Origin of the sequence: Kitasatospora herbaricolor, from assembly GCF_030813695.1 — a bacterium.
Taxonomy (GTDB): Bacteria; Actinomycetota; Actinomycetes; order Streptomycetales; family Streptomycetaceae; genus Kitasatospora; species Kitasatospora herbaricolor.
The window spans coordinates 4,122,870-4,146,163 of sequence record NZ_JAUSVA010000002.1; the positions used below are offsets into that span (position 1 = coordinate 4,122,870).

At 74.9% G+C, this 23,294-nt stretch carries 23 protein-coding genes; 9 read left to right on the plus strand and 14 right to left on the minus strand.

Annotated features, from left to right (window positions below; translation table 11 throughout):
• The first annotated feature begins 114 nt into the window (after window positions 1-114).
• Window positions 115-1,638, plus strand: a complete 1,524-nt coding sequence (locus J2S46_RS18365; protein ID WP_191288831.1) for a PP2C family protein-serine/threonine phosphatase — start codon at window positions 115-117, stop codon at window positions 1,636-1,638.
• 181 nt (window positions 1,639-1,819) lie between these two features.
• Here J2S46_RS18365 and J2S46_RS18370 read toward each other — a convergent pair whose 3' ends face one another.
• The 5 genes from J2S46_RS18370 to J2S46_RS18390 form a co-directional block, all read right to left on the minus strand.
• Window positions 1,820-2,161, minus strand: a complete 342-nt coding sequence (locus J2S46_RS18370; protein WP_370882319.1) for a DUF2516 family protein — start codon at window positions 2,159-2,161, stop codon at window positions 1,820-1,822.
• Between the two features lie 277 nt (window positions 2,162-2,438).
• On the minus strand, window positions 2,439-3,011 hold the full coding sequence (locus J2S46_RS18375; protein ID WP_191288832.1) for a hypothetical protein: 573 nt from the start codon (window positions 3,009-3,011) through the stop codon (window positions 2,439-2,441).
• A gap of 18 nt (window positions 3,012-3,029) precedes the next feature.
• Window positions 3,030-3,494: a helix-turn-helix domain-containing protein gene (locus J2S46_RS18380; protein ID WP_191288833.1), complete on the minus strand. Its 465-nt coding sequence runs from the start codon at window positions 3,492-3,494 to the stop codon at window positions 3,030-3,032.
• A gap of 166 nt (window positions 3,495-3,660) precedes the next feature.
• A complete protein-coding gene (locus J2S46_RS18385) occupies window positions 3,661-4,104 on the minus strand; it encodes an SRPBCC family protein (RefSeq protein WP_191288834.1) in 444 nt (147 codons plus the stop codon).
• A 282-nt stretch (window positions 4,105-4,386) separates the two neighbouring features.
• The gene (locus tag J2S46_RS18390; protein WP_191288835.1) at window positions 4,387-5,787 is read right to left on the minus strand and encodes a B12-binding domain-containing radical SAM protein; all 1,401 of its coding nucleotides are present in this window, start codon (window positions 5,785-5,787) and stop codon (window positions 4,387-4,389) included.
• Between the two features lie 147 nt (window positions 5,788-5,934).
• Here J2S46_RS18390 and J2S46_RS18395 point away from each other — a divergent pair, with 147 nt between their 5' ends.
• Window positions 5,935-6,762, plus strand: coding sequence for an alpha/beta fold hydrolase (locus J2S46_RS18395; RefSeq protein ID WP_191288836.1), 828 nt, complete (start codon window positions 5,935-5,937; stop codon window positions 6,760-6,762).
• 12 nt (window positions 6,763-6,774) lie between these two features.
• Here the strand turns inward: J2S46_RS18395 and J2S46_RS18400 are convergent, their stop codons facing one another.
• The 5 genes from J2S46_RS18400 to J2S46_RS18420 all read right to left on the minus strand — a co-directional run bounded on the left by J2S46_RS18400 (window position 6,775) and on the right by J2S46_RS18420 (window position 13,161).
• Entirely contained in the window at window positions 6,775-7,884 is a 1,110-nt protein-coding gene (locus tag J2S46_RS18400; RefSeq protein ID WP_191288837.1) for a DNA polymerase III subunit beta family protein, read from the minus strand.
• 117 nt (window positions 7,885-8,001) lie between these two features.
• Window positions 8,002-8,916 (minus strand): RNA polymerase sigma-70 factor, encoded by a 915-nt coding sequence (locus J2S46_RS18405; RefSeq protein WP_268255675.1) that lies wholly within the window; start codon window positions 8,914-8,916, stop codon window positions 8,002-8,004.
• Window positions 8,913-9,470, minus strand: a complete 558-nt coding sequence (locus J2S46_RS18410; RefSeq protein ID WP_191288838.1) for a carboxymuconolactone decarboxylase family protein — start codon at window positions 9,468-9,470, stop codon at window positions 8,913-8,915. The genes J2S46_RS18405 and J2S46_RS18410 overlap by 4 nt, the downstream gene beginning before the upstream one ends.
• 131 nt (window positions 9,471-9,601) lie before the next feature.
• A complete protein-coding gene (locus J2S46_RS18415; protein WP_191288839.1) occupies window positions 9,602-9,934 on the minus strand; it encodes a hypothetical protein in 333 nt (110 codons plus the stop codon).
• Complete coding sequence (locus tag J2S46_RS18420; protein ID WP_191288840.1) at window positions 9,931-13,161, minus strand: DEAD/DEAH box helicase; 3,231 nt, start codon at window positions 13,159-13,161, stop codon at window positions 9,931-9,933. Before J2S46_RS18420 ends, J2S46_RS18415 begins: the two co-directional genes overlap by 4 nt.
• 227 nt (window positions 13,162-13,388) lie before the next feature.
• Between J2S46_RS18420 and J2S46_RS18425 the strand changes: the two genes are divergently transcribed.
• Complete coding sequence (locus tag J2S46_RS18425) at window positions 13,389-14,000, plus strand: YceI family protein (protein ID WP_191288841.1); 612 nt, start codon at window positions 13,389-13,391, stop codon at window positions 13,998-14,000.
• Between the two features lie 194 nt (window positions 14,001-14,194).
• Here J2S46_RS18425 and J2S46_RS18430 read toward each other — a convergent pair whose 3' ends face one another.
• The gene (locus tag J2S46_RS18430; RefSeq protein WP_191288842.1) at window positions 14,195-15,169 is read right to left on the minus strand and encodes a LysR family transcriptional regulator; all 975 of its coding nucleotides are present in this window, start codon (window positions 15,167-15,169) and stop codon (window positions 14,195-14,197) included.
• A 112-nt stretch (window positions 15,170-15,281) separates the two neighbouring features.
• Between J2S46_RS18430 and J2S46_RS18435 the strand changes: the two genes are divergently transcribed.
• Both J2S46_RS18435 and J2S46_RS18440 read left to right on the plus strand, forming a co-directional pair.
• The gene (locus J2S46_RS18435) at window positions 15,282-16,583 is read left to right on the plus strand and encodes an MFS transporter (RefSeq protein WP_229912334.1); all 1,302 of its coding nucleotides are present in this window, start codon (window positions 15,282-15,284) and stop codon (window positions 16,581-16,583) included.
• A 10-nt stretch (window positions 16,584-16,593) separates the two neighbouring features.
• Window positions 16,594-17,076: a macro domain-containing protein gene (locus tag J2S46_RS18440; RefSeq protein ID WP_191288844.1), complete on the plus strand. Its 483-nt coding sequence runs from the start codon at window positions 16,594-16,596 to the stop codon at window positions 17,074-17,076.
• Between the two features lie 38 nt (window positions 17,077-17,114).
• Here J2S46_RS18440 and J2S46_RS18445 read toward each other — a convergent pair whose 3' ends face one another.
• On the minus strand, window positions 17,115-17,663 hold the full coding sequence (locus tag J2S46_RS18445) for a GNAT family N-acetyltransferase (RefSeq protein ID WP_229912336.1): 549 nt from the start codon (window positions 17,661-17,663) through the stop codon (window positions 17,115-17,117).
• Window positions 17,664-17,761: 98 nt separating this feature from the next.
• Here J2S46_RS18445 and J2S46_RS18450 point away from each other — a divergent pair, with 98 nt between their 5' ends.
• The 3 genes from J2S46_RS18450 (at window position 17,762) to J2S46_RS18460 (ending at window position 19,732) form a co-directional block, all read left to right on the plus strand.
• A complete protein-coding gene (locus J2S46_RS18450) occupies window positions 17,762-18,172 on the plus strand; it encodes a hypothetical protein (protein ID WP_191288845.1) in 411 nt (136 codons plus the stop codon).
• A gap of 18 nt (window positions 18,173-18,190) precedes the next feature.
• On the plus strand, window positions 18,191-18,739 hold the full coding sequence (locus tag J2S46_RS18455) for a thiol-disulfide oxidoreductase DCC family protein (RefSeq protein ID WP_229912338.1): 549 nt from the start codon (window positions 18,191-18,193) through the stop codon (window positions 18,737-18,739).
• Between the two features lie 189 nt (window positions 18,740-18,928).
• On the plus strand, window positions 18,929-19,732 hold the full coding sequence (locus tag J2S46_RS18460) for a TetR/AcrR family transcriptional regulator (RefSeq protein WP_370882200.1): 804 nt from the start codon (window positions 18,929-18,931) through the stop codon (window positions 19,730-19,732).
• Window positions 19,733-19,879: 147 nt separating this feature from the next.
• On the opposite strand, the gene J2S46_RS18465 is transcribed toward J2S46_RS18460, so the two are convergent.
• Together J2S46_RS18465 and J2S46_RS18470 are read right to left on the minus strand one after the other, a co-directional pair.
• Window positions 19,880-21,178, minus strand: coding sequence for a GNAT family N-acetyltransferase (locus J2S46_RS18465; protein ID WP_191288848.1), 1,299 nt, complete (start codon window positions 21,176-21,178; stop codon window positions 19,880-19,882).
• A gap of 176 nt (window positions 21,179-21,354) precedes the next feature.
• Window positions 21,355-22,134 (minus strand): hypothetical protein, encoded by a 780-nt coding sequence (locus J2S46_RS18470; protein WP_191288849.1) that lies wholly within the window; start codon window positions 22,132-22,134, stop codon window positions 21,355-21,357.
• 538 nt (window positions 22,135-22,672) lie between these two features.
• Here J2S46_RS18470 and J2S46_RS18475 point away from each other — a divergent pair.
• Window positions 22,673-23,287, plus strand: a complete 615-nt coding sequence (locus tag J2S46_RS18475) for an SMI1/KNR4 family protein (RefSeq protein WP_191288850.1) — start codon at window positions 22,673-22,675, stop codon at window positions 23,285-23,287.
• Window positions 23,288-23,294 lie beyond the last annotated feature (7 nt).

Consider the following 23,294-nt stretch of genomic DNA (forward strand, 5'->3'; position numbering starts at 1 on the left):
GAAATCCCCGGAGATCACGTTATGGTCGCGAGAAGTTCCCCGACACGCGGTGCCAGGCAGGCACTGCGCACGGACGCCGACCGTTGCCCAGTCGGGGAAAGGGAGGATCGACCGATGCCCGCAACGGGAGACGGGCGGGCACCTGGCGCCGGTGACCCGCCGGGCGCCCTCACGGGTGCCCGTGACGGCCGTGCCCGCAGCCGGACTGTCCGCGAGGAGCGACCGGCCCCCACCACCGTGGCCTCCGCGCCGATACCGCACCCGCGCGGCACTCCCGCCCAGGACAGCACCCCGGCACCCCGCCCGGTCGTCGTCGAGGCCGCGCCCCTCAAGGTGCTGGTGATCGAGGACGACGCCTCGGACGCCGAGCTGATCAAGGCCGCGGTGGCCGGCAGCGGCGCGTCCTTCGAGATCCACTGGGCGCACAGCCTGGACCACGCCGTCGACCTGCTGGCGCCGCCTCCCCCGTGGACCCGCCGGGGCCGCGCCCGCGGCACCGACTTCGGCTGCGTGCTCCTCGACCTCGCCGCCCCCGCCGGACAGCCCGCCGGCGCCCCGGGGCACAGCCGTCCGGACCACCACCTCACGACCGCCGGGTCCGGGGAGTCGTCCGACGGCCTGGACGGGCTGCGCGAACTGCTGCGCCGGGCCCCGCAGACCGCCGTGGTGGTGCTCACCGACGCCGCTGGCGCCGAACTGGGGGCCGCCGCGGTGGCGGCGGGCGCCCAGGACTTCCTGATCAAGCACGAGACCAACGGCCCGCTGCTCGCCCGGGCCCTGCGCTACGCGGTGGAGCGCAAGCGGGCCGACGAGTCGCAGCGGCGGCTGGTCGAGGCCGAGCTGCGCGGGCAGGAGAACGCCCGGCTCCAGCGCCACCTGCTCCCCACCCCGCTGCTCGACGGCGCCGGGCTCGCCTTCACCCGGCGCTACCGCCCGGGCCGCCGCCGGGCCCTGCTCGGCGGCGACTTCTACGACGCCGTCCGCACCGACGACGGCACCGTCCACGTGGTGATCGGCGACGTCTGCGGGCACGGCCCCGACGAGGCCGCCCTCGGCGTGGCCCTGCGGATAGCGTGGCGCACCCTGGTCTTCGCCGGCCTCACCGGCGAGGAGCTGCTGACGACGCTCCAGCACGTGCTGGAGCACGAGCGCCGCAGCGACGAGATCTTCGCGACGCTCTGCATGCTCGTCATCGAGCCGGGCGACACCCCGGCGGACGGCACGGGGGCGGAGCAGGCCCGGCTCTACCTCGCCGGGCACCCCGTCCCGCTGCTGCTCGGCCCGGACCACAGCCCCGAGCTGCTCCCCGCCGGCCAGGCCGGACCCGCCCTGGGGCTGCTCCCCTGCGACGACTGCGAGGCCGCCTGGCCGGCCCAGCGGCTGGAGCTGCGGCCGGGCTGGCGCCTGCTGCTCTACACCGACGGACTGGTCGAGGGCCGGATCGGCGCCGGCTCCCGGCGGTTGGGCCAGGACGGCCTGGCCGAGCTGATCGGCGACCACCAGGCCGCCGGGCTGACCCGGGGCCGGCTGGTCGACAGCGCGATCGCCGAGGTCGAGGAGCTCAACGGCGGGGCGCTGACGGACGACGTCGCCGTGCTGCTGCTCGAACGCAATCCCGCCCCGCTGATCCTGGGCTGACGATCCCGGGCTGACCGATCCCGGGCCGCCCCGACGGGCGGCCCGGGGCAGGGGACGTCGGGGACGCTCAGGCCGGCGGAGCCCCGTACGCGGGAACGCGGACGGGCCGGGTGCCTGCGCACCCGGCCCGTCCGTCCACGGCCGTCTGTCCAGGGCCGTCGGCCTTCGGCCCGACCCACCGTCACCAGGGCCCGTACGGCCCCGCGTTCCGCTTGTTGTTCCCGCCCCGGCCGTCCGTCAGCTGCTTGATCGCCGGCCGGACGTCGACCATGTAGACGATCGCGGCGACCAGGCCGCCGAGCGTCAGGAAGCTGTACAGGAAGTTCGCCCCGAACAGCAGGTCGAAGCCGAAGGCGATGCCCAGGATGATCAGCCAGAACGGCTTGGTCTTCTTGTCGGCCGCCCGGTAGGCGTCCTCCCGCCGGCTCGCGGCGTCGAGCAGCGCGGCCAGCTTGAACCCCAGGATTCCGACGGCCAGCCACCAGAAGGGGTTCAGGAAGTCGAAGGCCAGTACCTGGCCCAATCCGCCCACTACGGTCTCCTCACTCAGCGCGCCCCGTCGCGGCGGCGGCGCCGCCGGTCGCGGCACGGCCACCCCGCTCGTTCAGGTGACAACGTACCGAGGCGCCGGAATGTGCCCCGGTCCGCCCGGCCGACGGTACCGCCCGCCGGGCCGGCAGCTCGTGCCCGTCCCACACCGACTACCCGCCGGGGCGGGTGCTCACCCGTCGCGGACCTCGCGAGGTCCGCGACCTCCGGGTTCCGGAGGCCCGTTCCTGCGGGCCCCCGTTCCGGGAGGTCTACTTCTGGGTGCTGGTCCGGCGCGCCCGCGGGGCCTTCTTCTCCGCCGGGGCCCCGCCGTCGGCCGCGTCGTCCTCGCCGCTCGCGTCGGCGGCCACGGGCGCGTCGTCCTCGTCCTCGACGATCTCGGCCTCGACCGGCTCGGCCTCGGCCTGCGCGGGGAGGGTCGTCCCGGACAGCGCGCCGGACTCCTCGCCACGGCCCTTCTCCACCACGCCCTTGCCGCGGACGGCAAGCTCGTCGTACGTCTCCTTGGCCTTCACGGCCAGCTCGACGGCGCGGCCGACCTGCTGGAGCGCGAAGGTCTGCGCCTTCTCCTGCAGCACCTTGAGGTCGGTGGGGAGGGTGTTGACCGACTCGGTCACCTTGGCCTGCGCCTCGACCAGCCGGGCCTGAGCCTCCTGCAGTCGCGCGGTGGCGCGCTCCTGGGTGCCCTTGCGGTCCGCCGCGAGCGCCTCGACCTTGCCGGGCACCTCCCGCAGCTTCTCGTAGGCCAGGTCGCCGGCGCCGGCGAGGGCGTACAGCGGGGTCGGGTCGTTGAGGGTCTTCTTGATCTCGTCGGTGATCGGCATGGCTGGTCCTCCTGGGGTCTAGATCTCTCGGTCGCGGCCGGCCTGCGCGGTCGGCTGCTCGGCCCGCGGTGCGTCCTGCTCCCCGTCGGCGGCCTGGTCCTGCTTCGGAGCCGCACCCTTGCGGGCCGGGCCCTTCGGAGTCGTGTTCTCTCTCAAGAAGGTGTCGTAGACCGCGAGCAGCGCGTGCTTCTGCTGCTCGTTGATCAGGGGGTCGGCCAGGATCGCGGCCCGCAGTTCGAGGCCCTCCCCGCGCCGCTCCTCCAGGATCCCGGCCTGGACGTAGAGCGTCTCCGCCGAGATCCGCAGCGCCTTGGCGATCTGCTGCAGGATCTCCGCACTCGGCTTGCGCAGCCCGCGCTCGATCTGGCTGAGGTACGGGTTGGACACGCCGGCGGCCTCCGCCAGCTGTCGGAGCGAGTACTGGGCGGTGCGCCGCTGCTCGCGGATGTACTCGCCGAGCGAGCCGACGTTCAGTGAGGCCATGACCCCAGCCTGCCCGACCGTGCTTGCAATTGCAAGCACATCGCTAGCGGGAGCAACCACCGCGTGTCGCGCCGCCAGGCCCACGACTCCGGGTAGACAGCTCCGGGCCCACAGCTCCGGGCCCGCCCCGGGCCACCGGGCCACCCGGCCACCCGGCCACCCGGCCTCAGGACGCCTCGACCGCCGCCTTGATCCGCCGGGCGAAGGCGTCTGCGTCCTTGCGGGCCGCGCTCAGCGCCAGGCCCACCAGGAGCTTGCCGATCCCGTGGCCCTCCAGGTCGTTGAAGACCCGCAGTCTGGTCCCACCGCCGGGGCCCGGCTCCAGGTCGTAGCCGCCCTGGGCGGTCACCAGGTTCTTGGAGATCTCGGTCCAGCGGATCCGGCCGGGCGCGTCGAAGGCGGTGATCCGGAACTCCCGCCGGGTCTTCGTCCCGGCGTCCTTGACCGTGCTGGCGTAGACCGTGCCGACACCGGTCGGGCCGTCCGTCCGCTTCGTCATCTCCAGCACCCGGGGACTGAACCTGCGGTCGTTCTCGCCGTTCGCGAGGAACGCGAAGACCTCCGCCACCGGCCGGTCGATGTCGACCGTCCCCTCGAAGCGACCGCCCATGGACTCTCCTCCGCTCGCTCGCACCCGTGCCCGGGAGCCGGGCGCGGGATACGGGGCCGGCCGCGCGGACCGCGTCTCGGCGAACCGGGAGCCGGCGTCCGCGGCGCCGTCGCGCGGGGTGCGCGACCCGGCGGCCCGGGTGCGGGCATCATCCCAAACCCGCCGGAACCCGCCCGGAAGGCTCGCCGACGCACGGGCGGCAGGTCCGCCGGCCGGCCCCGCCGCGGCCGAACCAGCGCCTGCCCGGGCCCGGATGACGGTGCGCCGGCCTCCGGGGCCGGTTCAGCCGGCTCCCCGGACGGACGGCTCAGGCCGCCGGCCACCGAAGGCCTTCAAGGTCTGCTCCAGCAGGGGCAGCGCCCGGACGACGTGCCGGGAGCGGATCAGCACGTCCCAGGCCGGTTCGAACTTCTTCCAGCCGCCCGCGTACGCCAGGTGCCGCAGGCGCTCATGGTGCCCGGGCTGGGCGGACGCGCCGCGCCAGATGTTCGACCAGCGGTAGAAGTCCCGGTAGGCCCGCCAGTAGCCGTCCTCCAGCTGGCGGGCGGTCATCCCCTTCGGCCGGTACACCACGTGGCGGGTGTCGTAGAGGTCCCAGTCGCGGTGGACGATCCGGTCCTCGGCCTCCAGCTGCTTCCACAGCCCGGTCGACGGGTACGGCGTCATGATGTGGAAGGTGGCGGTCTCGATGCCCTGCTCGACCGCCCACTCGACCGTGCGGTCGAAGACGTCCGGGCCGTCCTGGTCCAGCCCGAAGACGAAGCTCGCGTTGACCATCACCCCCGCCCCGTGCAGCCGCCGCACCGCCGCCGCGTAGTCCCGGCCGATGTTCTGGTCCTTCCGCCGCTCGGCGAGGTTGGCGGCGTTCACCGTCTCGAAGCCCACGAACAGGCTGCGCAGCCCGGCCTCGGCGGCCCGCTCCAGCAGGCCGGGTTCGAGGACCGACTTCACGGTGCCCGCCGCCTGCCAGAGCCGCCCCATGCCGGCCATGCCGTCGAACAGGGCCTCGGCGAACCGCCGGTTGCCGAGCAGGTGGTCGTCGAGGAAGTACAGGTGCTTGCCGGGCAGCCGCTCGATCTCCGCGAGGGCGTCGTCGACGGCCTGGGTGTAGAAGGACTTCCCGCCCTCGAAGAACGCGTCCTTGTAGCAGAAGTCGCAGTGGTGCGGGCAGCCGCGGGACACCACGATCGAGTTGGGCACCAGGTAGAGGTCACGCTTGATCAGGTCCCGGCGCACGGGTGGCAGCCCGGCCAGGGTCCGCCTGGTGGAGTCGTACCTCGGCGCCGGCCGCCCGGCCCGGAAGTCCTTGAGGAACACCGGCCAGGTGTCCTCGCCGGGGCCGGTGAAGATCGTGTCGGCGTGGCCGGCGGCCTCCTCCGGCAGCGAGGTCACGTGCAGGCCGCCCATCGCCACATGGACGCCGCGGGCGCGGAAGTGGTCGGCGATGGCGTAGCTCCGCCGGGCGGAGGTGATGTACGGCTGGAGGACCAGCAGGTCCGGTGTCTCCAGCCGTTCGACGTCGATCCGTTCGACGTGCTCGTCGTGGAGCGTCACCTCGTCGTCCGGGTCGAGGTACCCGGCGAGGGTGGCCAGGCCCAGCGGCGGGAAGAGCGAGTACTTGATCGGCCGGAACAGCGGGCTGGTCGCCTCGGTCAGGGCCGGGAGAATCATCGTCACGCGCATGCCTGCCCAGACTCCCCACCCGCCCGGTCGGTTCCGGCCGGCGGGTCCCGGCCCCGACCCGGGCAGGGCGGCGGGCCGTCACCCACCACCCACGCGGCGGGGCGAATTGTGTGGAGGGGCGCCCGCGCGGCATGTGATCATGCCCGGATGCCGCACTTCACCTCGTACGACGGAACCCGCCTGCGGTACGACACCGCCGGCGACGGCCCGCCGCTGCTGGCCCTCGCCGGCGGGCCCGGGATGGACGCCCGCTACCTGGGGACGCTCGGCGGGCTCGACGCCCACCGGACGGTGGTCCGGCTGCACGCCCGGGCGTCCGGGCTCTCCGACGCCCCCGGGGACCGGGCGAGTTGCTCGTTCGCCGCGCAGGCGCGGGACGTGGAGGAGCTGCGCCGCCACCTCGCGCTGGACCGGGTCGACCTGCTCGCCCACTCGGCCGGCTCGCTGGTCGCCCAGCGGTACGCGGCCGGGGCCCCCGAGCGCATCGGCCGGCTGGTGCTGGTGACGCCGGTGGGCCGGGCGGCGCGGGAGCCGGACGAGGCGGAGCTGACGGCGATCCGGGCCGGCCGGGCCGGCGAGGCCTGGTACCCCCGGGCCGCGGCCGCCGGGCGGAAGCTCGCCGAGGGGGCCGAGCCCACGCCCCGCCTCCTGGCCGATCTGGCCCCGTTCAACTGGGGCAGCTGGAACGACGCGGCCCGCCGGGAGAGCGCCCGGCCGCTCGTCCCGCCGCCGCCGTGGCTGCGGGAGGCCTTCTACGCCTCGGCGGGCAGCCCAGTCCCGCTGCCCGCGACCGAGGTCCTGGTGCTCGCCGGCGCCCTGGACGGACTGATCGGCACCGCACCCGCCCGGCTGGTCGCCGCCTGCCATCCGCGCGCCCGGCTGGAGGTGCTGGCCGGCTCCGGGCACCGGCCGTGGGTCGACGAGCCCGGCCGGTTCGCCTCCCTGGTGGGGGAGTTCCTGGCCGGCCGGGGCTGACTCCTGCTCCGCTCAGGCGAGTTCGGGGATCCGGACCGGCATCAGGAGCGAGAAGGTGCCCTCCCGGCCCGCTGCCCGGATCGCCAACGGGGTGATCGGACCGCCGAGTTCGAGCACCAGCTGCTCGCAGGCGCCGGCCCGCAGGGCGTCCAGCAGGAACTCCCGGTCGACGGCCACCTGGACGATCTCGCCCGCGGCGTCCGGGGCGGGGCCGGCGGCCGCCGAGAGTTCGCCGTCGGGGCCGACGCCGAGCACGGTGACCTCGCACTCCGCTCCCTCCGCGGCGCGCCGCACCAGCCGGACGTCCGCGTCGGTCACCACCCGGCGCAGCTCCGAGGCCGTGGTCTCGACCCGCCGGGTGTGCTCCACCCGGATCAGCCGCCGGTAGTCGGGGTAGTCGTGGTCCAGGCCGGCGCCCTCGATCCGGTGCCCGCCGGCCTCCAGGGCGAACCGGGCGGCGCCGACGGTCAGGACGGCCTCCGCGCAGCCGGCCAGCAGCGCCCGGGCACCGTCCACCAGCGCCGTCGGGACGATCGCGGCGGCCGGAGGGGCCACGGCGTCGCCGTCCGCCCGGGCCGGCACCGAGGCGAGCGCCATCCGGTAGCGGTCGGTGGCGACCAGCCGCAGCTCCTCCCCCTCGATGTCGAACAGCACGCCGGCCAGGACCGGCAGTTCGGGGTCGCCGCCGACGGCGAAGCGGACGGCGTCCAGGGCGGCCGCGAGGTCGTCGGCGGGGAGGGTGACGGTGCTCTCGGGGCGGATCGGGTTCATGGGGTGCTCCCTCTGGTCGAGAAGTGCTCGGACGAAGGAGAGCTCGCGCCGGGCGTCGGACAGTCCGTCCTCCAGCCGGCGCTGGTGCGCGTCGACGATCCGGTGCGCCTCGCCGGTGCCGGGCACCGCCGCGAGGACCAGCCGGATCTCGGCCGGCGGCAGGCCCACCCGGCGCAGCCGGGCCACCAGCCGGGCGTCGGCCAGTTGCTCCGGCGCGTACCAGCGGTACCCGGTCAGCGGGTCGACCCGGGCGGGCCGGAGCACGCCGGCGCCGTCGTAGAACCGCAGCGCGCTCACGGTGAGGCCGCTGTCCCTGGCCGTCTCGCCGATGCTGCGCATGTCGCTCTCCATACCGGGGACTCTGGGGGCTCGACCAGGTCGAGGGTCAAGCGCCCGGCCGTCGGCGGCCCGGCCCGCGGGACCGGCGACCGGCGAGGGGCCGGGTCGGGCGAGGGCCGGGTCGGGCCTTCAGGCCGGGCCGGACGGGCCGCCGGGCCGCAGGTGGGTGAGCTTGTCGGGGTTGCGCAGGATCCGGAGTTCGCCGATCCGGCCGTCCTCGATCTCCAGGACGACCACCGAGTCGACCCGCCCGGCCGCGTCGATCAGCAGACCCGGGCGCCCGTTGACGTCCACCTCGTACACCCGCAGGTCCTCCAGCGGGTCGTTGGCCAGCACACCGAGCAGGAAGCGCGCGACCTTGTCCGCGCCGTCGATCGGCCGGATCGCCGCCTTGACCCGCCCGCCGCCGTCGCTCCAGGCGGTGACCGAGGGTGCGAGCAGCTCCAGCATCCGGTTGAGGTCCCCGCCGAGGCAGGCCGCCAGGAATTCGTTCGTCACCCGGCGCCGGACCTCGGCCGGTGCGTCGAAGCGCGGACGCCTGGCCTGGACGTGCGACTTCGCCCGGTGCCCGACCTGCCGCACCGAGGCCTCGCTGCGCTCCAGCGCCTCGCCGATCTCCGGGTAGGAGAACCCGAAGACCTCCTTGAGCACGAACACCGCCCGCTCCAGCGGCGACAGGCTCTCCAGCACCACCAGCACGGCGTACGAGACGGACTCGGCCATCTCGACCTCCTCGGCGGTGTCGGGCGCGGTGACCAGCGGCTCGGGCAGCCACGGACCGACGTACGCCTCGCGCTGGACGGCGGCCGAACCCAGCCGGTTCAGCGCGAGGTTGGTGACGGTCCTGGCCAGGAAGGCGCCGGGGTTGTCGACCCGGGTGGTGACCTGGCTCCAGCGCAGCCAGCTGTCCTGCACCAGGTCCTCGGCGTCGGCGACGCTGCCGAGCATCCGGTAGGCGATGCCGAAGAGCATCCGCCGGTGTTCCTCGAAGGCGGCGAGGCGGTCCGGGCCGGCCGGGTCGGGCTGCGGGGCTTCTTCGCTCACCCGCCCGACGGTAGCGCACAGGCCTCCGAGAAACCCTGGCTGGTCAGGCCGAACGCGATGTTCACCCGGGAGCGCCAGTTCTCCAGCGCGACCATCGCGGCCAGCTCGACGAAGGCGGGCTCACCCAGCCGGGCGATCAGTTCGGCGACGAGTTCGTCGGTGACGGCGGGTTCGGTCTCGGTCATGGCCTCCGCGTACTCCATGACGAGCAGCTCCAGCGGGGTGAAGACCTCCTCGGTGTCACGCCACCGCGGCACGGCTTCGGTCTTCTCCGGTGCGAGTCCGAGCCGGCCGCCCTCCCAGTGGCCGAAGTCCATGCACCAGGAGCAGTTGATCCTGGCGGCGGTGGCCATCACCGCGAGGTGCTTGAGGGCCGGGTCGAGCGCGTTCCACTTGGCGGCGCGCTGCTCCAGCCGGAAGTACGAGGACAGCACCTTGGTGTTGTGCCCGAGTGCCTGGCCCGGTTCGAGGACCTTGCCGTAGGTACGGCGGGAGTACCACTCGCCGATGCGCATCAGCAGGGTGCGGGGCGGGTCGAGCGAGATCCGGGACATGGTGGCCTCCTGTGCTCCCGCGTGGCCGGGCCGGCCACGCTCTCCGTAGGGAGGACCGGACAGCCCCGCGGATCGTGACATCGGTGACGCGGAAACCTTCCGGGGCCCGGAGCCGGACGCCCGGCCCGGGCTCAGGCGGTGAAGGCCCGGTAGGCGCGGTCGAGCAGGGTGGCCAGGTCACGGCCGCGCACGGTGATGCCGGACGGACCGGGCCCGGGCCGGGCGGTGGTGGCCTCGTCCGGATCGTCCTCCGGGGTGTCGCGGAGGGTGAAGCCGCCCTGCCAGTAGTCCGCCAGGCAGTCGGCGAGCGGCCGCTCACCGGGCCCGGCCGGGAGGTCCGGCCCGAAGGCGCCGCCGGGCCCGAGCGGGCTGCCGGAGGGGCCTTCGGCCGCGGCCGTGTCCGGGGCGGCGGCCCCGGGGCGGTCCGGGCCCTCGGGCGGGGTCGCGGGCGTGGGCGCCGTCATCGCTGCTCCTCCCCCACCGCGTCGGCGGACAGGGCCACCAGCGCGCGCAGTTCGTCGGCCGGCAGGTCGGTCAGCCAGTGCTCGCCGGCCCCGACCACGGCGTCGGCCAGGGCCCTCTTGGACTCGATCATCTCGGCGATGCGCTCCTCGACGGTGCCGACACAGACCAGCCGGCGGACCTGGACGTCCCGGCGCTGGCCGATCCGGAAGGCCCGGTCGGTGGCCTGCTCCTCGACCGCCGGGTTCCACCAGCGGTCCAGGTGGATCACCTGGTTGGCGGCGGTCAGGTTGAGCCCGGCGCCGCCGGCCCGCAGCGAGAGCAGGAAGACGCCTGGGCCGTCCGGGGCCTGGAACCGGGCCACCAGCTCCTCCCGCCGGCGTTTGGGCACGCCGCCGTGCAGGTGGAGCACCTCCTGGCCGAGCCGCTCGGCCAGGTACGGCTGGAGCAGCCGGCCGAACTCCGCGTACTGGGTGAAGACGAGCGTCCGGTCGCCCTTCGCGGCCGCCGCCGCGAGGATCTCCACCAGCCGGGCCACCTTGCCCGACCGTTCGGCCAACGCCGATCCGTCGTGCAGGAGTTGGGCCGGGTGGTTGCAGACCTGCTTGAGCCGCCCGATGGCCGCCAGCACCGTGCCGCGCCGCTCCACCCCGCGGATGCCCTGGACCCGGTGCAACAGCTCGGCGACCACGGCCTGGTAGAGGCCGGCCTGTTCGGTGGTGAGGTTGCACCAGAGCGTCATCTCCTGCTTGGCGGGCAGTTCGACGGCGATCGCCGGGTCGCTCTTCAGCCGGCGAAGCACGAACGGCGCGGTGAGGCGCTGGAGTTCGGCCGCCACGGCGGCGCTGCGGTGCTGCTCCACCGGGATCGCGTACCGCTCCTTGAAGCCGGCGGCGGAGCCGAACAGGCCCGGGTTGGCGAAGTCCAGCACGGCGTGGAGTTCGGCCAGCCGGTTCTCCACCGGGGTGCCGGTGAGGGCGATCCGCTGGGTGCTCACCGGCAGCGAACGGATCGCCCTGGCCTGGGCGGTGGCCGAGTTCTTGATGTACTGGGCCTCGTCGGCGACGATCCGGCGCCAGCGGACGGCGGCCAGGGCCCGGGCGTCGCGCTGGACCAGCCCGTAGGTGGTGATCACCAGGTCGGCGCCGTGGACGGCCGCCCGCAGCTCGTCCCCGGTGGGCCGGCCGGCGCCGTGGTGGACGTGCAGCCCCAGCGCCGGCGCGAACCGCTCGGCCTCCCGCTGCCAGTTGCCGACCAGGGACATCGGGCAGACCAGCAGGGTGGGCCCGGTGGCGCCCTCGGCCCGTTCGACCGCCAGCAGGGCCAGCGTCTGCACGGTCTTGCCGAGGCCCATGTCGTCGGCGAGCACGGCGCCGAGGCCCAGGCCGGCCAGCGACCGCAGCCAGGCCAGGCCCCTTTCCTGGTAGGGGCGCAGGGTGGCCCGGAAGTCCGCGGGGAGCACCGCTTCGGGCGCCCGGGCGGCGGCCCGCCCGGCCAGCAGGTCGCCGAGCGGCCCGTCCGCGTGGACGGCGGTCACGGGCAGTCCGGCGATGCTCGCCCGCGGGTCGAGCGCCGTCCGCAGCACCTGGACGGTGGGCATGGTGCCCTCCTGGTGGCGGGTGAGGAAGGCCAGCGCGGCGGCGATCTGCCCGGCGTCGGCCTCGACCCAGCGCCCCCGGATCCGGACCAGGCCCTGTTTGGCCTCGGCCAGTTCGGTCAGTTCCTCCTGGGTGAGGGTGAGGTCACCGAGGGCGGCCTGCCAGTGGAAGGCCACCACGGCGTCCCGGTCGATCTGCCCGGTGGTCTCCACGATGCCGGCGGCGGGGGTGCGCACCTCCAGGGCGAACCCGAGCGTGGGGCGGCGCCGCCACCAGGTGGGGAGCAGCACTCCGAAGCCCGCGGCGGTGAGGTCGGGGGCGGCGGTGCGGAGGAAGTCGAGGGCGCCGGCCCGGTCCAGCCGCAGGGCGGTCGGGTGGAGCGCCCGGCGGGCCTCGCCCAGGGCGGGCCAGTGCAGGGCGGCCCGGTCGAGCTCGGCGGCGTAGGCCTCCAGCGGGTCGTCCGTGCGGCGGGCGAAGGCGGCCAGGGCGGCGCTGCCGAACCGCAGGTCGTCGGCCGGGACGAGCAGGGAGGGCTCGTCGGCGGCCTGGAGCAGGAACTCCAGCTGCCAGTGGTCGTCGGAGGGCCGCCCCTCGGGGTCGTCGGGGTCGGGGCCGGAGGGTTCCAGCAGCCGGAAGCAGAGCCGCAGCGGGGCGTCGGCGGGCGCCGGGCCCGCGTACCAGGCGGCGAGGCGCTGGGCCAGGGCGGCGAACTCGGCGTGCTGCTCGGGGCCGTGCCCGGCGGGCGCCGCGCCGCCACCGCTCCCGTCATCCGGAGCGGCCTCGATCCGGCCGTCGGCGGTGGTCAGCGCCGCGAGCCAGCGTTCGGCTGCCGTGCCGGTCCGGGCGCCGCCGGAGCCCCCTGGAGCACTGGGGCCCGGGACGGGCCGTAGCAGCGGGGGTCCGTCGGCGAGCACGGCCCGGGCCTCGGCGTCGACCAGCGCCTCCAGCAACTCGGCGACCAGGTCGGCGCCGCCCCGCCCGGCCGCCGGGCCGGGCCACTCGCCGCGGCAGACCGGCGGGCAGCCGGCCGCCAGTTCGGCGGCCTCGCGGCGCCCGTCCTCGTCCAGGGCGGGGCGCCAGCGTGCGTGGGGCTCGCCGTCCTCGACCGTGGGCAGCGGCCGGGTGCGGCCGCGGTGGACCAGCCGCCAGGCGAGGTCGTGCACGCCGGTCAGCCAGCGCAGCGAGGCGCCGTGGGTGATCTCGACGCGCCCGGCGGCGGGCAGTTCGGCGGTGGTCACCGCCCAGCGCGGGTCGAAGAGTTCGCCGAGCAGCTGGGCCGCGGCGGCGGGGCCGAAGAGCAGGGCGGGCACCCGCCAAGGGGTGAGCGAGCCGCCGCCGCGGCTCGGCGGTACGGGGAGTTCGGGGGAGGGCGTGGGCAGGCCGCCGGAGGTGGGCAGCCGCAGGGTGGCCCAGCGCTCGGGGGCCTGGTCGGCGAGCCAGCCGAGCCCGGGGCCGATGCCGGCCAGCAGGCCGGCGACGGCGGCGGCCGGGCAGGCGTACGGGTGGGCCCGGCCGGCCCGCCCCGGGCCGTCGGGCCCGGCCGGTGGCGGCTCGGCGGGGTAGGCCCGGGCGTCCTCGGCCCAGAGGGCCAGCCGCCCGTCCGCCCGCCAGAGCGCGTGCAGGGCGTACATGGGCTGGCCTTCCGGTCTGCGGGGACGGCTTCGGTCGACGGTCCTCGAAGCGTATCGGCACCGCCCGACATTCGAACGGGCGAGCGACGCCCGCCAGGGGGCGGGGGCGCTCGGGCGCGGGCGAGGGAACCCGGTGGCGTACATGGTTGAACTTTGAACGAAGTGGGTCTATGGTGGAGCCATCAAGTTGAAGCCTAAACAAAAGGCTTCGAACCGAAGGAGGAGCCATGGGCCTGTTCAACCGCACCAAGACCGCCGACACCACCACCGCCGTCGTGGACGCCCCGGCCGGCCCCGGCCTGGCGCACCTGACCGGTGACTGGGCCGTCGACACCGCGCACAGCCAGGTCGGCTTCTCCGTCCGTCACGCGATGGTCACCAACGTCCGCGGCGCGTTCACCGAGTACGACGGCAAGCTCCACCTGGACGGCAGCGAGCCCGCCAACTCCTCCGCCGAGCTCGTGATCAAGGTCGCCAGCATCGACACCAAGCAGGCCCAGCGCGACGAGCACCTGCGCACCGGGGACTTCTTCGCCGCCGAGGCCCACCCCGAGATCACCTTCCGCAGCACCTCGGCCGAGCGGCTGCGCGACGACTCCTACCGGATGATCGGCGACCTGACCATCAAGGGCACCACCCGTCCGGTCGTCCTCGACCTGGAGTACACGGGCAGCGCCACCGACGCCTACGGCGCCGAGCGCGTCGGCTTCGAGGGTGCCGCCACCATCGACCGCACCGACTGGGGCCTGAGCTACAACGCCGCACTGGAGACCGGTGGCGTGCTGATCGGCGAGAAGGTCAAGCTCACCTTCGACATCTCGGCGGTCAAGGCGGCCTGAACCCCGCCCGTCCCGGAGCCGGCCCAGCCGGCGGCGGCCCTCCCCGGGCCGCCGCGGGCCCGCCGCACCGGGGCCGAGCCACCCGGCCCCGACCCGGGCGCCCCGGCCCGACCGCGCCCCCTCTCCGCCCCTGCCGACCCCCGACGGCAGGGGCGGCGCCATGCCCGGGACCGCCCGCCCGCCGGCCCCCGGGCTCAGCCGGCCAGCAGCGCGGCGTCCGGCGCCGGCAGCCAGCTTCCCGCCGGGCGGCGCAACCAGCCCTCCCGACCGCCGAGTTCGACCGCCGCCGCGATCAGTGCGTCCAGTCCGGGGTGCCGCGGCTCGGGCCGGTGCACCAGCCCGAGCAGGCTCAGCGGCACCGGCCGCACCAGCGGCACGGTGACCGCGCCGGGGATCCGCGGGCCACCGGTGGTGGTCAGCATCGGCTCGCCGTGCCGGGCGAGGTAGCGGGCGGTCTCGTCCGCCCCGACCGGGGCCACGTGCGGCTCCGCCGCCGCCAGCCCGTGCTCGGCGAGCAGCCGGGCCCCGAGATCCGTCCATTCGGTGGTCGCCGGATTGCCCGCGCAGATGTCCACCGGATGGCCGACCAGGTCGGCGAGCGGCAGCTCGGTGCGCGCCGCCAGCGGGTGCCGACTGCTCATCATCACCGCCATCGACTCCAACCGGACCGGCACGTGGACGAGTTGGGCACGCTGCCCGACCGACAGCCCGGCGAACCGGCCCATCGACACGTCCAGCCGGTGGGCGAGCAGCTCGGCCGCCGCGGCGGCGAGTCCGCCGTGGAACCGGGCCAGCAGCTCACCCTCGGGCCACGCCTCCCGGACGTGGGCGAGCAGGCGGTCCGCGGTCAGGTCGTCACCGGTCACGTCGCTGTTGAGGTCCAGCAGCAGCGGCCGGTGCGCGGATCCCACCGTGGTCGCCAGGATCTCGTCGTGCAGGAGCAGCAGCCGGCGGCCCCGCGGCAGCAGCCGGGCGCCGGCGGGGGTGAGTTCGACGCTGCGGGTGGTCCGGGTGAACAGGGCTCCGCCGAGGGCCTGTTCGAGCGCCTTCACGTCCCGGCTGAGGGCCTGCTGAGCGATGTGCAGCCGCTCGGCGGCGCGGCCGAAGTGCAGCGTCTCGGCGGTCGCGACGAAGCCACGCAGCAGGCGGGGGTGCAGGTCACGGGGCATGGCGGCGATATTAACAACACTCCGTTGTCAATACGGCGAAACAGGTGTTGGACCGATCCACCGCTCCCCCACGAGGCTGGAGGCACCCGTCGAACCCCCGCCCTGGAGAGCCGTGTTCGCCTCGTACCGCCGCGTCCTCGCCGCCCCCGGCGCCCTCGCCTTCACCCTCACCGGACTGCTCGGCCGGCTGGCCCTGTCCATGACGGGCGTCTCCACCGTGGCGATGATCGCCGCCCGGCGCGACTCCTACGCGCTGGCCGGCACCGTCTCGGCGGCCGGCCTGGTCACCGCGGCGGTCGGCCTCCCCCTGGTCGGACGGCTGGTCGACCGTTACGGCCAGGCCCGGGTCACCGTCCCCGCCGTCCTCGGCGGCGCGCTACCGCTCGCCGGACTACTTCTCTGCGTGCATCTCGGCGCACCGGACTGGACGCTCTACGCCTGCTGGGCCGCCTGTTCCTTCAACCCCAACCTCGGCGGCATGGCCCGGGCCCGCTGGGCGCACCTGTTCCGGGCCGACCCGCAGGCCCGCCACGTCGCCAACGCGCTGGAACAGGCCCTGGACGAGGCCTGCTTCATGGCCGCGCCGGTCCTGGCGATACTGCTCTGCACCTCGCTGTTCCCCGAGGCCGGCCTGATCACCGCCGGGACCTTGGGCGCCGCCGGCGCCCTGCTGTTCGCCGCCCAGCGCCGCACCGAGCCCCCCGTCCGGGCGCCGGCCCCCGAGGACCGCCGGCCGGGATCGCCGCTGCGCCGGCCCGGGCTGCGGGTGATGGCGCTGACCTTCCTCGCCACCGGCGCCGTCTTCGGCTCCCTGGAGGTCACCACCCTCGCCTACGCCGACGCGCTCGGCCAGAAGTCGCTGGCCGGCCCGCTGCTGGCCATGGTCGCGGGCGGCTCCTGCCTGGCCGGGCTGGTCTTCGGACTGCTCCGCCCGCGCCGGGCGCCCGCCGTCCGCTTCCTGTGCGGGGTGGCGGCGATGGCCCTGCTCCTGCTGCTCCCGCTGACCGCCGCGCTGGCCGGGGCCGGGCTCGGCGTCCTCGGGGCCGCGCTGTTCGTGGCCGGCACGGGAACCGCGCCGACCATGGTCACCGGGATGACCGTGGTCCAGGAGCTGCTGCCGCGGCGGCAGCTGAACGAGGGGATGTCGCTGGCGGTGTCCGCGCTGCTGACCGGCATCTCGGCCGGTGCGGCGGCCGGCGGCCTCGTCGCCCAGCAGGCGGGCCCCGGCGCCGGCTACCGGCTCACCGCGGGCGCCGCCGCCCTGGCCCTGCTGATCGCGCTGGCCGGGCGCCGCACCCTGGGGCGCAGGCCGGACCCGGCGACCACCCGGACAACGGCGGCCGCGACGGCGACAGGAGCGGGGACGGGCGCGGGCGCGGAAATCACCGGGCGCCCTGTCGGCGCCGACCGCTAGCCTGCCCGCCATGACGGCGACCATCGACTACGTCCGCGGCGACGCCACCGCCCCGCAGGGCAAGGGCGTGAAGGTGATCGCCCATGTCTGCAACGACCTGGGCGGCTGGGGCAAGGGCTTCGTCCTGGCGCTCTCCCGGCGCTGGCCCGAACCGGAGGCGGCGTTCCGCCGCTGGCACCGCGAGCGGGCGGCCAACGACTTCGGCCTGGGCGCCGTGCAGCTGGTCCAGGTCGAGCACCTGGTCCACGTGGCGAACATGGTCGGCCAGCGCGGGATCCGGACCAGCCGCTCCCAGGGCGTTCCGGTCCGCTACCGGGCGATCGACGCCGCGCTCGCCCGGCTCGCGCCGCAGGCGCTGGCGCTCGGGGCCTCCGTCCACATGCCGCGGATCGGCTGCGGACTGGCCGGCGGGCGGTGGGAGCTGGTCGAGCCGCTGGTCGTCGCGCGGCTGACCTCGGCCGGGGTACCGGTCACCGTGTACGACCACGACTGACGCCGCGGCCCGGCCCCGGGCTTACCGGCGGGCCGGCCTCAGCCCCTGACGCCCGGGGCGGCCCAGGTGTACTCGTACTCGGGCAGGGTGAAGCCGCCGGGGAAGAACCCCTCGTGGGCACCGGTCCGCAGGCCGCCCTCCCGCTCGTAGAAGGCGACCGCCCGGGCGTTGGCGCGGAGCACCTCCAGGTAGAGGTCGGCGCCCGGGTGCCGCCGTGCGACGTGGGCGAGGGCGGCGCGCAGCAGCAGTCCGCCGGTACCGCCCCCGGTGCGGCCGGGGCGGACGTGCAGGTTGTCGAGCAGGATCCGGCCGTCGGGCTGCGGGACGAGGTAGGCGAAGCCGACGGTCTCCCCGGCGCTCTCGGCGATCAGCAGCTCGGGGGTGTTGGCGGGTTCGCCGTAGTCGACGCCCAGGCGGAGCGTCCAGAGTTCGCGGTGCTCCTCGGCCAGCCCGTCGCCGAGGGCTCCGTCGGGCACGATCCCGGCGTAGGCGGTCCGCCGGCTCTCCGCGTGCAGGGCGGCGACGTCCTCGGCGTCCTCGGTGGTCCCGACTCTGATCGTCACGTCCGCGCCGCTCCGGTTCGTCATGGGGCGAGCCTCCCACAGGAGCTACTTGAACGCGTTCAAAACTCTCGCTACAGTCATCTCCAGAAGGTTTTGAACGCGTTCGAAAAGGGGTGGTCCCGATGGACTTCACAGTGGTCAGCTACGCCGTCTACCTGCCGATCGCCACCGGACTCACGGTCTGGGTGGCCCGCACGCTCTCGACCAACGGCAAGATCTTCCTGGCCGACGTCTTCGCCGGCGACGAGAAGCTCGCCGACGCGGTGAACCACCTGCTGCTCGTCGGCTTCTACCTCCTCAACCTCGGCTTCGTGGCCCTGTGGATGAAGACCGACGACAAGATCACCGGCACCCAGGGCGTCTTCGACGCGATGTCCGTCAAGCTCGGCACCGTGCTGCTGGTCCTCGGCTTCATGCACCTCGCCAACGTCTACGTGCTCAACCGGATCCGCCGCCGCGGCACCCTGGAGCGCGGGCAGCGCCCGCCGGTCGCGCCGCAGGGCTTCGTCGCACCGCGCCCGGCCCAGGCCTGAGGCCCGCCGGTGCACACCGTGACCCACGCCCCGCCGGTCACCCGGATCACCGTGCTGCACGACCCCGGCTGCCCTCTCTGCCGCCGGCTCACCGCCTGGCTGCGCGACCAGGCCCAACTGGTGCCGCTGGACTTCGTCGCGGTCGCCTCGGCCGAGGCCCGCGAGCGGTACCCGGACCTCGACCACGACGCCAGCCTCGGCGAGATCACCGTGGTCGCCGACACCGGGGAGGTCTGGCGGGGGCCGCAGGCCTTCGTCACCTGCCTCTGGGCGCTGGCCGCACACCGGCCGCTCGCCCTGCGGCTCGGTACTCCGGCCGGACTCCCACTGGCCAGAGCGGCGGCGTTCGCCGCCGGCAAGTACCGCGCCGCCACGGGGGCGGACCGCGTCGCACCGGGTGCGGAGGGGGCATCCGGTGCGACGCGGACCGAGGACAGCGCGTGGGCGGGCGGTCCACCCGCCGGCCGGGCCGGCACGGCGCGGGGCGAGGACGGCGCGTGGGCCACGGCCTCGCCGGCGGACGGGCCGCCCCGTTGCGACGACGGCGCCTGCGCCAGGTCGGGCTAGGCTCGACCACCGTGGACGACGTGACACGGACGAACGGCGCGGACAGCACCGACCGGCAGGACCGGGACGGCGACGGGGGCGGCCCGCCCGGCGGCATCGGGCGGAGCAGCGCCGACCTCGGCGGATCCGGTACGGCGTGCCGGCCGGCCGGGCCGGCCGGGGCCGTCGCCCGGGCAGGAGCCGTGAGCCGTGGCTGACACCCCGGTAGGCTCGGCCAGCGTGGACGAGCCCAAGGACAGCGACAGCACGAAGGACGAGCGCACCGCGGCGGCCCCGGAACTGCCGGGCGGCCGGGCGCTCCCGAAGACCGGGAAGAGCGAGCAGACCCGGGCGCTGATCCTCGAAACCGCCATGCGCCTCTTCAAGGAACGCGGCTACGACAAGACCACCATGCGGGCCATCGCCGCCGAGGCCGGGGTGTCGGTCGGCAACGCGTACTACTACTTCGCGTCGAAGGAATTCCTGATCCAGGGGTTCTACGACCAGATGACGTACCAGCACGCCGCCGACGCCCGGGCGCGGATGGCCGGCCGCAAGGACTTCGCGGAGCGCCTGGAGATCGCGCTGACCTCCTGGCTCGACTGCGCGGCGGAGTACCACGAGTTCGCCTCGCAGTTCTTCCGGACGGCCGCCGACCCGACCAGCTCGCTCAGCCCGTTCTCCAACGAGTCGCATCCGGCCCGGGCGACCGCGGTCGAACTGTTCCGGGAGGTGCTGACCGGGTCGGAGCTGGCGCCCAAGCTGGACGCCGAACTCGCCGAGCTGCTGCCCGACCTGCTCTGGCTGCACCTCATGGTGGTCGTCCTGTACTGGGTCTTCGACCGCACCCCGGACACCGAGCGGACCAGGGAGTTCGTCCGGCGCTCCACCCCGATGGCGGCGCGGGTCATCAACCTGTCCCGCTACCGGGTGTTCCGGCCGATCGTCCGCGACGCCAAGGGCCTGATCCAGGACTTCATCCTGCCGACCATCGGGCGGACCCAGGGCGGCTGAGCGCGGAACCCGGCCGACGACCGCGAGGCCCCGGCCCGCCCCGGAACACGGGCGGGCCGGGGCCTCGTCGGTGGAGCTGCGTGCCCGTACGGGCACGGGGGCCCTACGGGCACGGGGCAGGTGGCCGCGGGCCGGGCGGACGGACCGTCAGAAGCCGTCCGGGTTCCACGGCCGGGCCGCGGTCCGCAGCAGCAGGTCGGCCCGGGCGACGGCGCCCGGGCGCAGCTCGGTGACCAGGGAGGCGGCGGCCAGCCGCGCGGCGCTCTCACCACCCAGGTAGAGCGTGCCGAGCGCCCCCACGCCGAGTGCGAGGTCGGGCTCGTCGGTGGTCGCGGCGCAACGGCCGGTGCCGTCGGCGGCGGCCTCGACCGCCCAGCGGCCGTCCGCGTACCCGAGCGGGTCGGAGACGTCCAGCACGATCCGGCCGGGCGCGCCGTAGCTGCGGGCGGCGAACGCCGCCTCGACGTCGAGCACCCGCAGCCAGGTGAAGTCGGAGTTGTCGGCGTACGGGGTGGCGGCGCGCGGGTCGGTGAGCAGCAGCGGCAGCGGGTCGTCGGGGGCGAGGTTCTCGACCACGACCTTGCGCACCCAGTCGACCGAGAGGACCAGGCGCCACAGCTCGACGGCGGTGGGCGCGTCCAGGGCCTGCAGGTCGAGGACGGTGAGGGTGCAGTCGGGGTAGCTGCCGTCCCAGTTGTCGTCCACCTTGTACGCGACCAGGCCGGTGACGGTGCCGGTGGCGTCCCGGTGCAGGGCCACGAAGGGCTCCTGCCACTCGGGGCCGGGTGCCTTGACGTCCCCGGTGCGGACCCGCCAGCCCACCTCGGTGCGGGTGATGGCGCCCGGCTGGGTGCGTCGCCAGCGCTCGTGGAACTCGGGGCCCACCTTGCGCACCTCGGCCATGGTGGCGAAGTCGATCCGGCCGCCGGGCACGGTCGGCAGGCCCTTGCGCAGGCCGCCGGCCCGCAGCAGGTCGACGTTCCAGCCGTGGGTGGTGGTGGCGGGGCCGAACCCGTAGCGACCGTAGATGTTGTACTCGGCGGCGATCAGGATGGCGACGGGGTTCCCGCGCTCGTGCGCGGCGGCCAGGTCGCGGGTCATCATCGCGCGCAGCAGGCCGCGCCGGCGGTGGGTGGAGCTCACGGTCACGCTGGTGATCGCGTCCGCCAGGACGGTCGCGCCGCCGGGGACGGTCAGTTCGGCGTCGAAGCTGCGGAACGTCCCGACGCAGCGGTCGCCGTCGTAGGCGCCGAGCGAACGCCCGGGCTCGAAGCCGAGCCGCCGGTACTCGGTGGCCTCCCCGGCCTGCGGCCGGAGGAAGCCGACCGCGAGCGCGCGGTCCCAGCCGGGGATGTCGTCCTCGGTGATCGCCCGGATCTCGGTGCTGCTGCCGTCCTGCCGGCCCCGACCCGGATCGCGGGTCCCGCCGTGTCCGTTGTCGCCCATCGCTCCACCGTACGACCGGCCGCCGGCCCGGGCACCCGATTTTCGGCCCGGCGGGGCGCACCGGAAGGGCGCGCTCCGGACGGGAGGCCGCGCGCGCCGGGCCCGGCGCGCGCGGCAGCCGATCACCGGGCATGTCACCGGGCATGTCACCGGGCCGACCACGGGTGCCGTGGGTGTCAGCGCCCGGACGGGTCGCTGCGGTGGCCGTCGCGGGAGTCGCCGCGCATCGAGCGCGCCAGCTCGGAGACCTGCCGCGCCTGGGCGGCGGACAGGCGACGTGCCTCCCACAGCAGCGCCGCGGCGTCCACGGCCTCCGGGGCCGGGGCCGGTGGCACCTCGGGCAGCTCGACGCCCGTCAGCCCGGCGAGGTCGCGGGCGTCCATGCCCAGCAGGGCGGCGAAGTCCGTCACCAGGCGAGGTGTCAGCTCCACGTGCCCGGCTCCGATCGAGCCGTAGGTGACCGTCGACAGGTAGGTGGGTGTCACGAAGGCCAGGATGTACGCCATGCCCGACCAGTCCAGGTTGCGGTACTGGAGCATGCGGACAAGCCGGGCGCCCGGACCGCCCGCGGGATCGGTGAGCCGCTTGGGAGCGAAGGCGGAGGATCGTTCCTGCTGCGGCAGCGAGCGGATGAACCGCAGGAGTTCCTGCCGTCCCGCCGCCGGGAGGCGCAGCGCGTCCAGCACGGCGTCCCGGACGCCTCGCGCGGCCGTGGCGTCCACCGGCGCCAGGTCCTCCGGGACGTCCGGACCCGCGAGGATGAACAGGTCGAGGGCGCGGAGACCCAGTGCGGGCGCGAGCCGCCGGAGCAGCCCCTCGCCGGGGGGCTCGCCCGCGACCACCCCGCGGATCTCGTCCGCCGTCGACCCGGCGCGGTCGGCCAGTGCCTCCGCGTCGAGACCTCGGTGGTCCAGCAACCACGCCAGCATCGCGCCGAATCCGGGAGGCTGCGTCATGCCCGCAGCCTAGCCAGGAGCGCACCGAGGGACCAGGGCCGGCCGGGGAGTCGACGTGCGGACCCGCAGGGCGGGTGTAGGTTCTTGGCCGACTCTTCGTCCGGTGGTCGGCTGACCAGCGGGAACGACAGCCGTCTCACCGAAGTTGCGCGCGGACCGTCTCACCGGTTCTGCGCATTCTTCGAGGTGAAGCCGCATCAGGTCCGGTGAGACGTTGCCAGGTCCGGCGAGACCTGGCAACTGACCTAGTTCCTTATTGGCGGGTCGTGGGAAGCGGAGCAGTTGCCGTCGCCCCCGCCCGCGGGGGTGGTCGTGGGAGGGGAGCCTGGGCGACGCCTGCATACGACCCGGGGCACCGAGCGGATGCATACTGCTCGGACAGCTCCACCACTGCCTCCAGCACCACGAACGGTTCGACGAGTACACCGCCTTTCCCGCGCCGGCGCCCGCCGAAGTGGCGGCCTGACCCGTAGCTTCGCTCTCCGGGAGTGCTGCACAGCTTCGGCCGTTGACACCCCGGTGAGGCAGACTGCCCGCCATGACAACGGCTGATCACGACGTCCCGACCTCCTGGAGCCGCATCGGCACCTGGCTCACCGCGCACACCCGACGCGGCCCGGCGAGGCCGGCGTCGGATGCCGCCCGCCTGGACACGTTGGAAGCTGACCTCGGCCTGCCCCTGCCCGCCGACCTGCGGGCCTGGTGGCTGCTGCCCGATATCAGCGCGGACTACTGGATTCCGACGGCGTTCGCCCCGGTCTCGCTGGACGAAGCCCTGGAGACCCGAGACATCTGGCTGCTGGTCGCAGAGCAGGAAGGCGACTCGTTCGACGAGAACGGCCAGCCCGAGAGTCGCTACCAGCGGGAGTTCATGCCGATCGCGTTGAACCCCGGCGGCGACGGCCTGATCGTCGACCTGCGCCCCGGCGACACCCACGGCGCGGTACTTCTCTGGGACCACGAAACCTGGATCCTGAACGTTCCCCAGTGGGCCTCGGTGACTTCGATGCTCCAGGACATCAGCCACGCGCTGGAGGCCGGGACACCAGTGTTGCTGAGCCACGCGGCCCTCGGCGGCTCCCACGAATCCAGCAGCGCCACAATCGACGGCGCACTCGGCCTCACCTGGCACCCCGCCACTCCAGACCGCTGACGGAAGT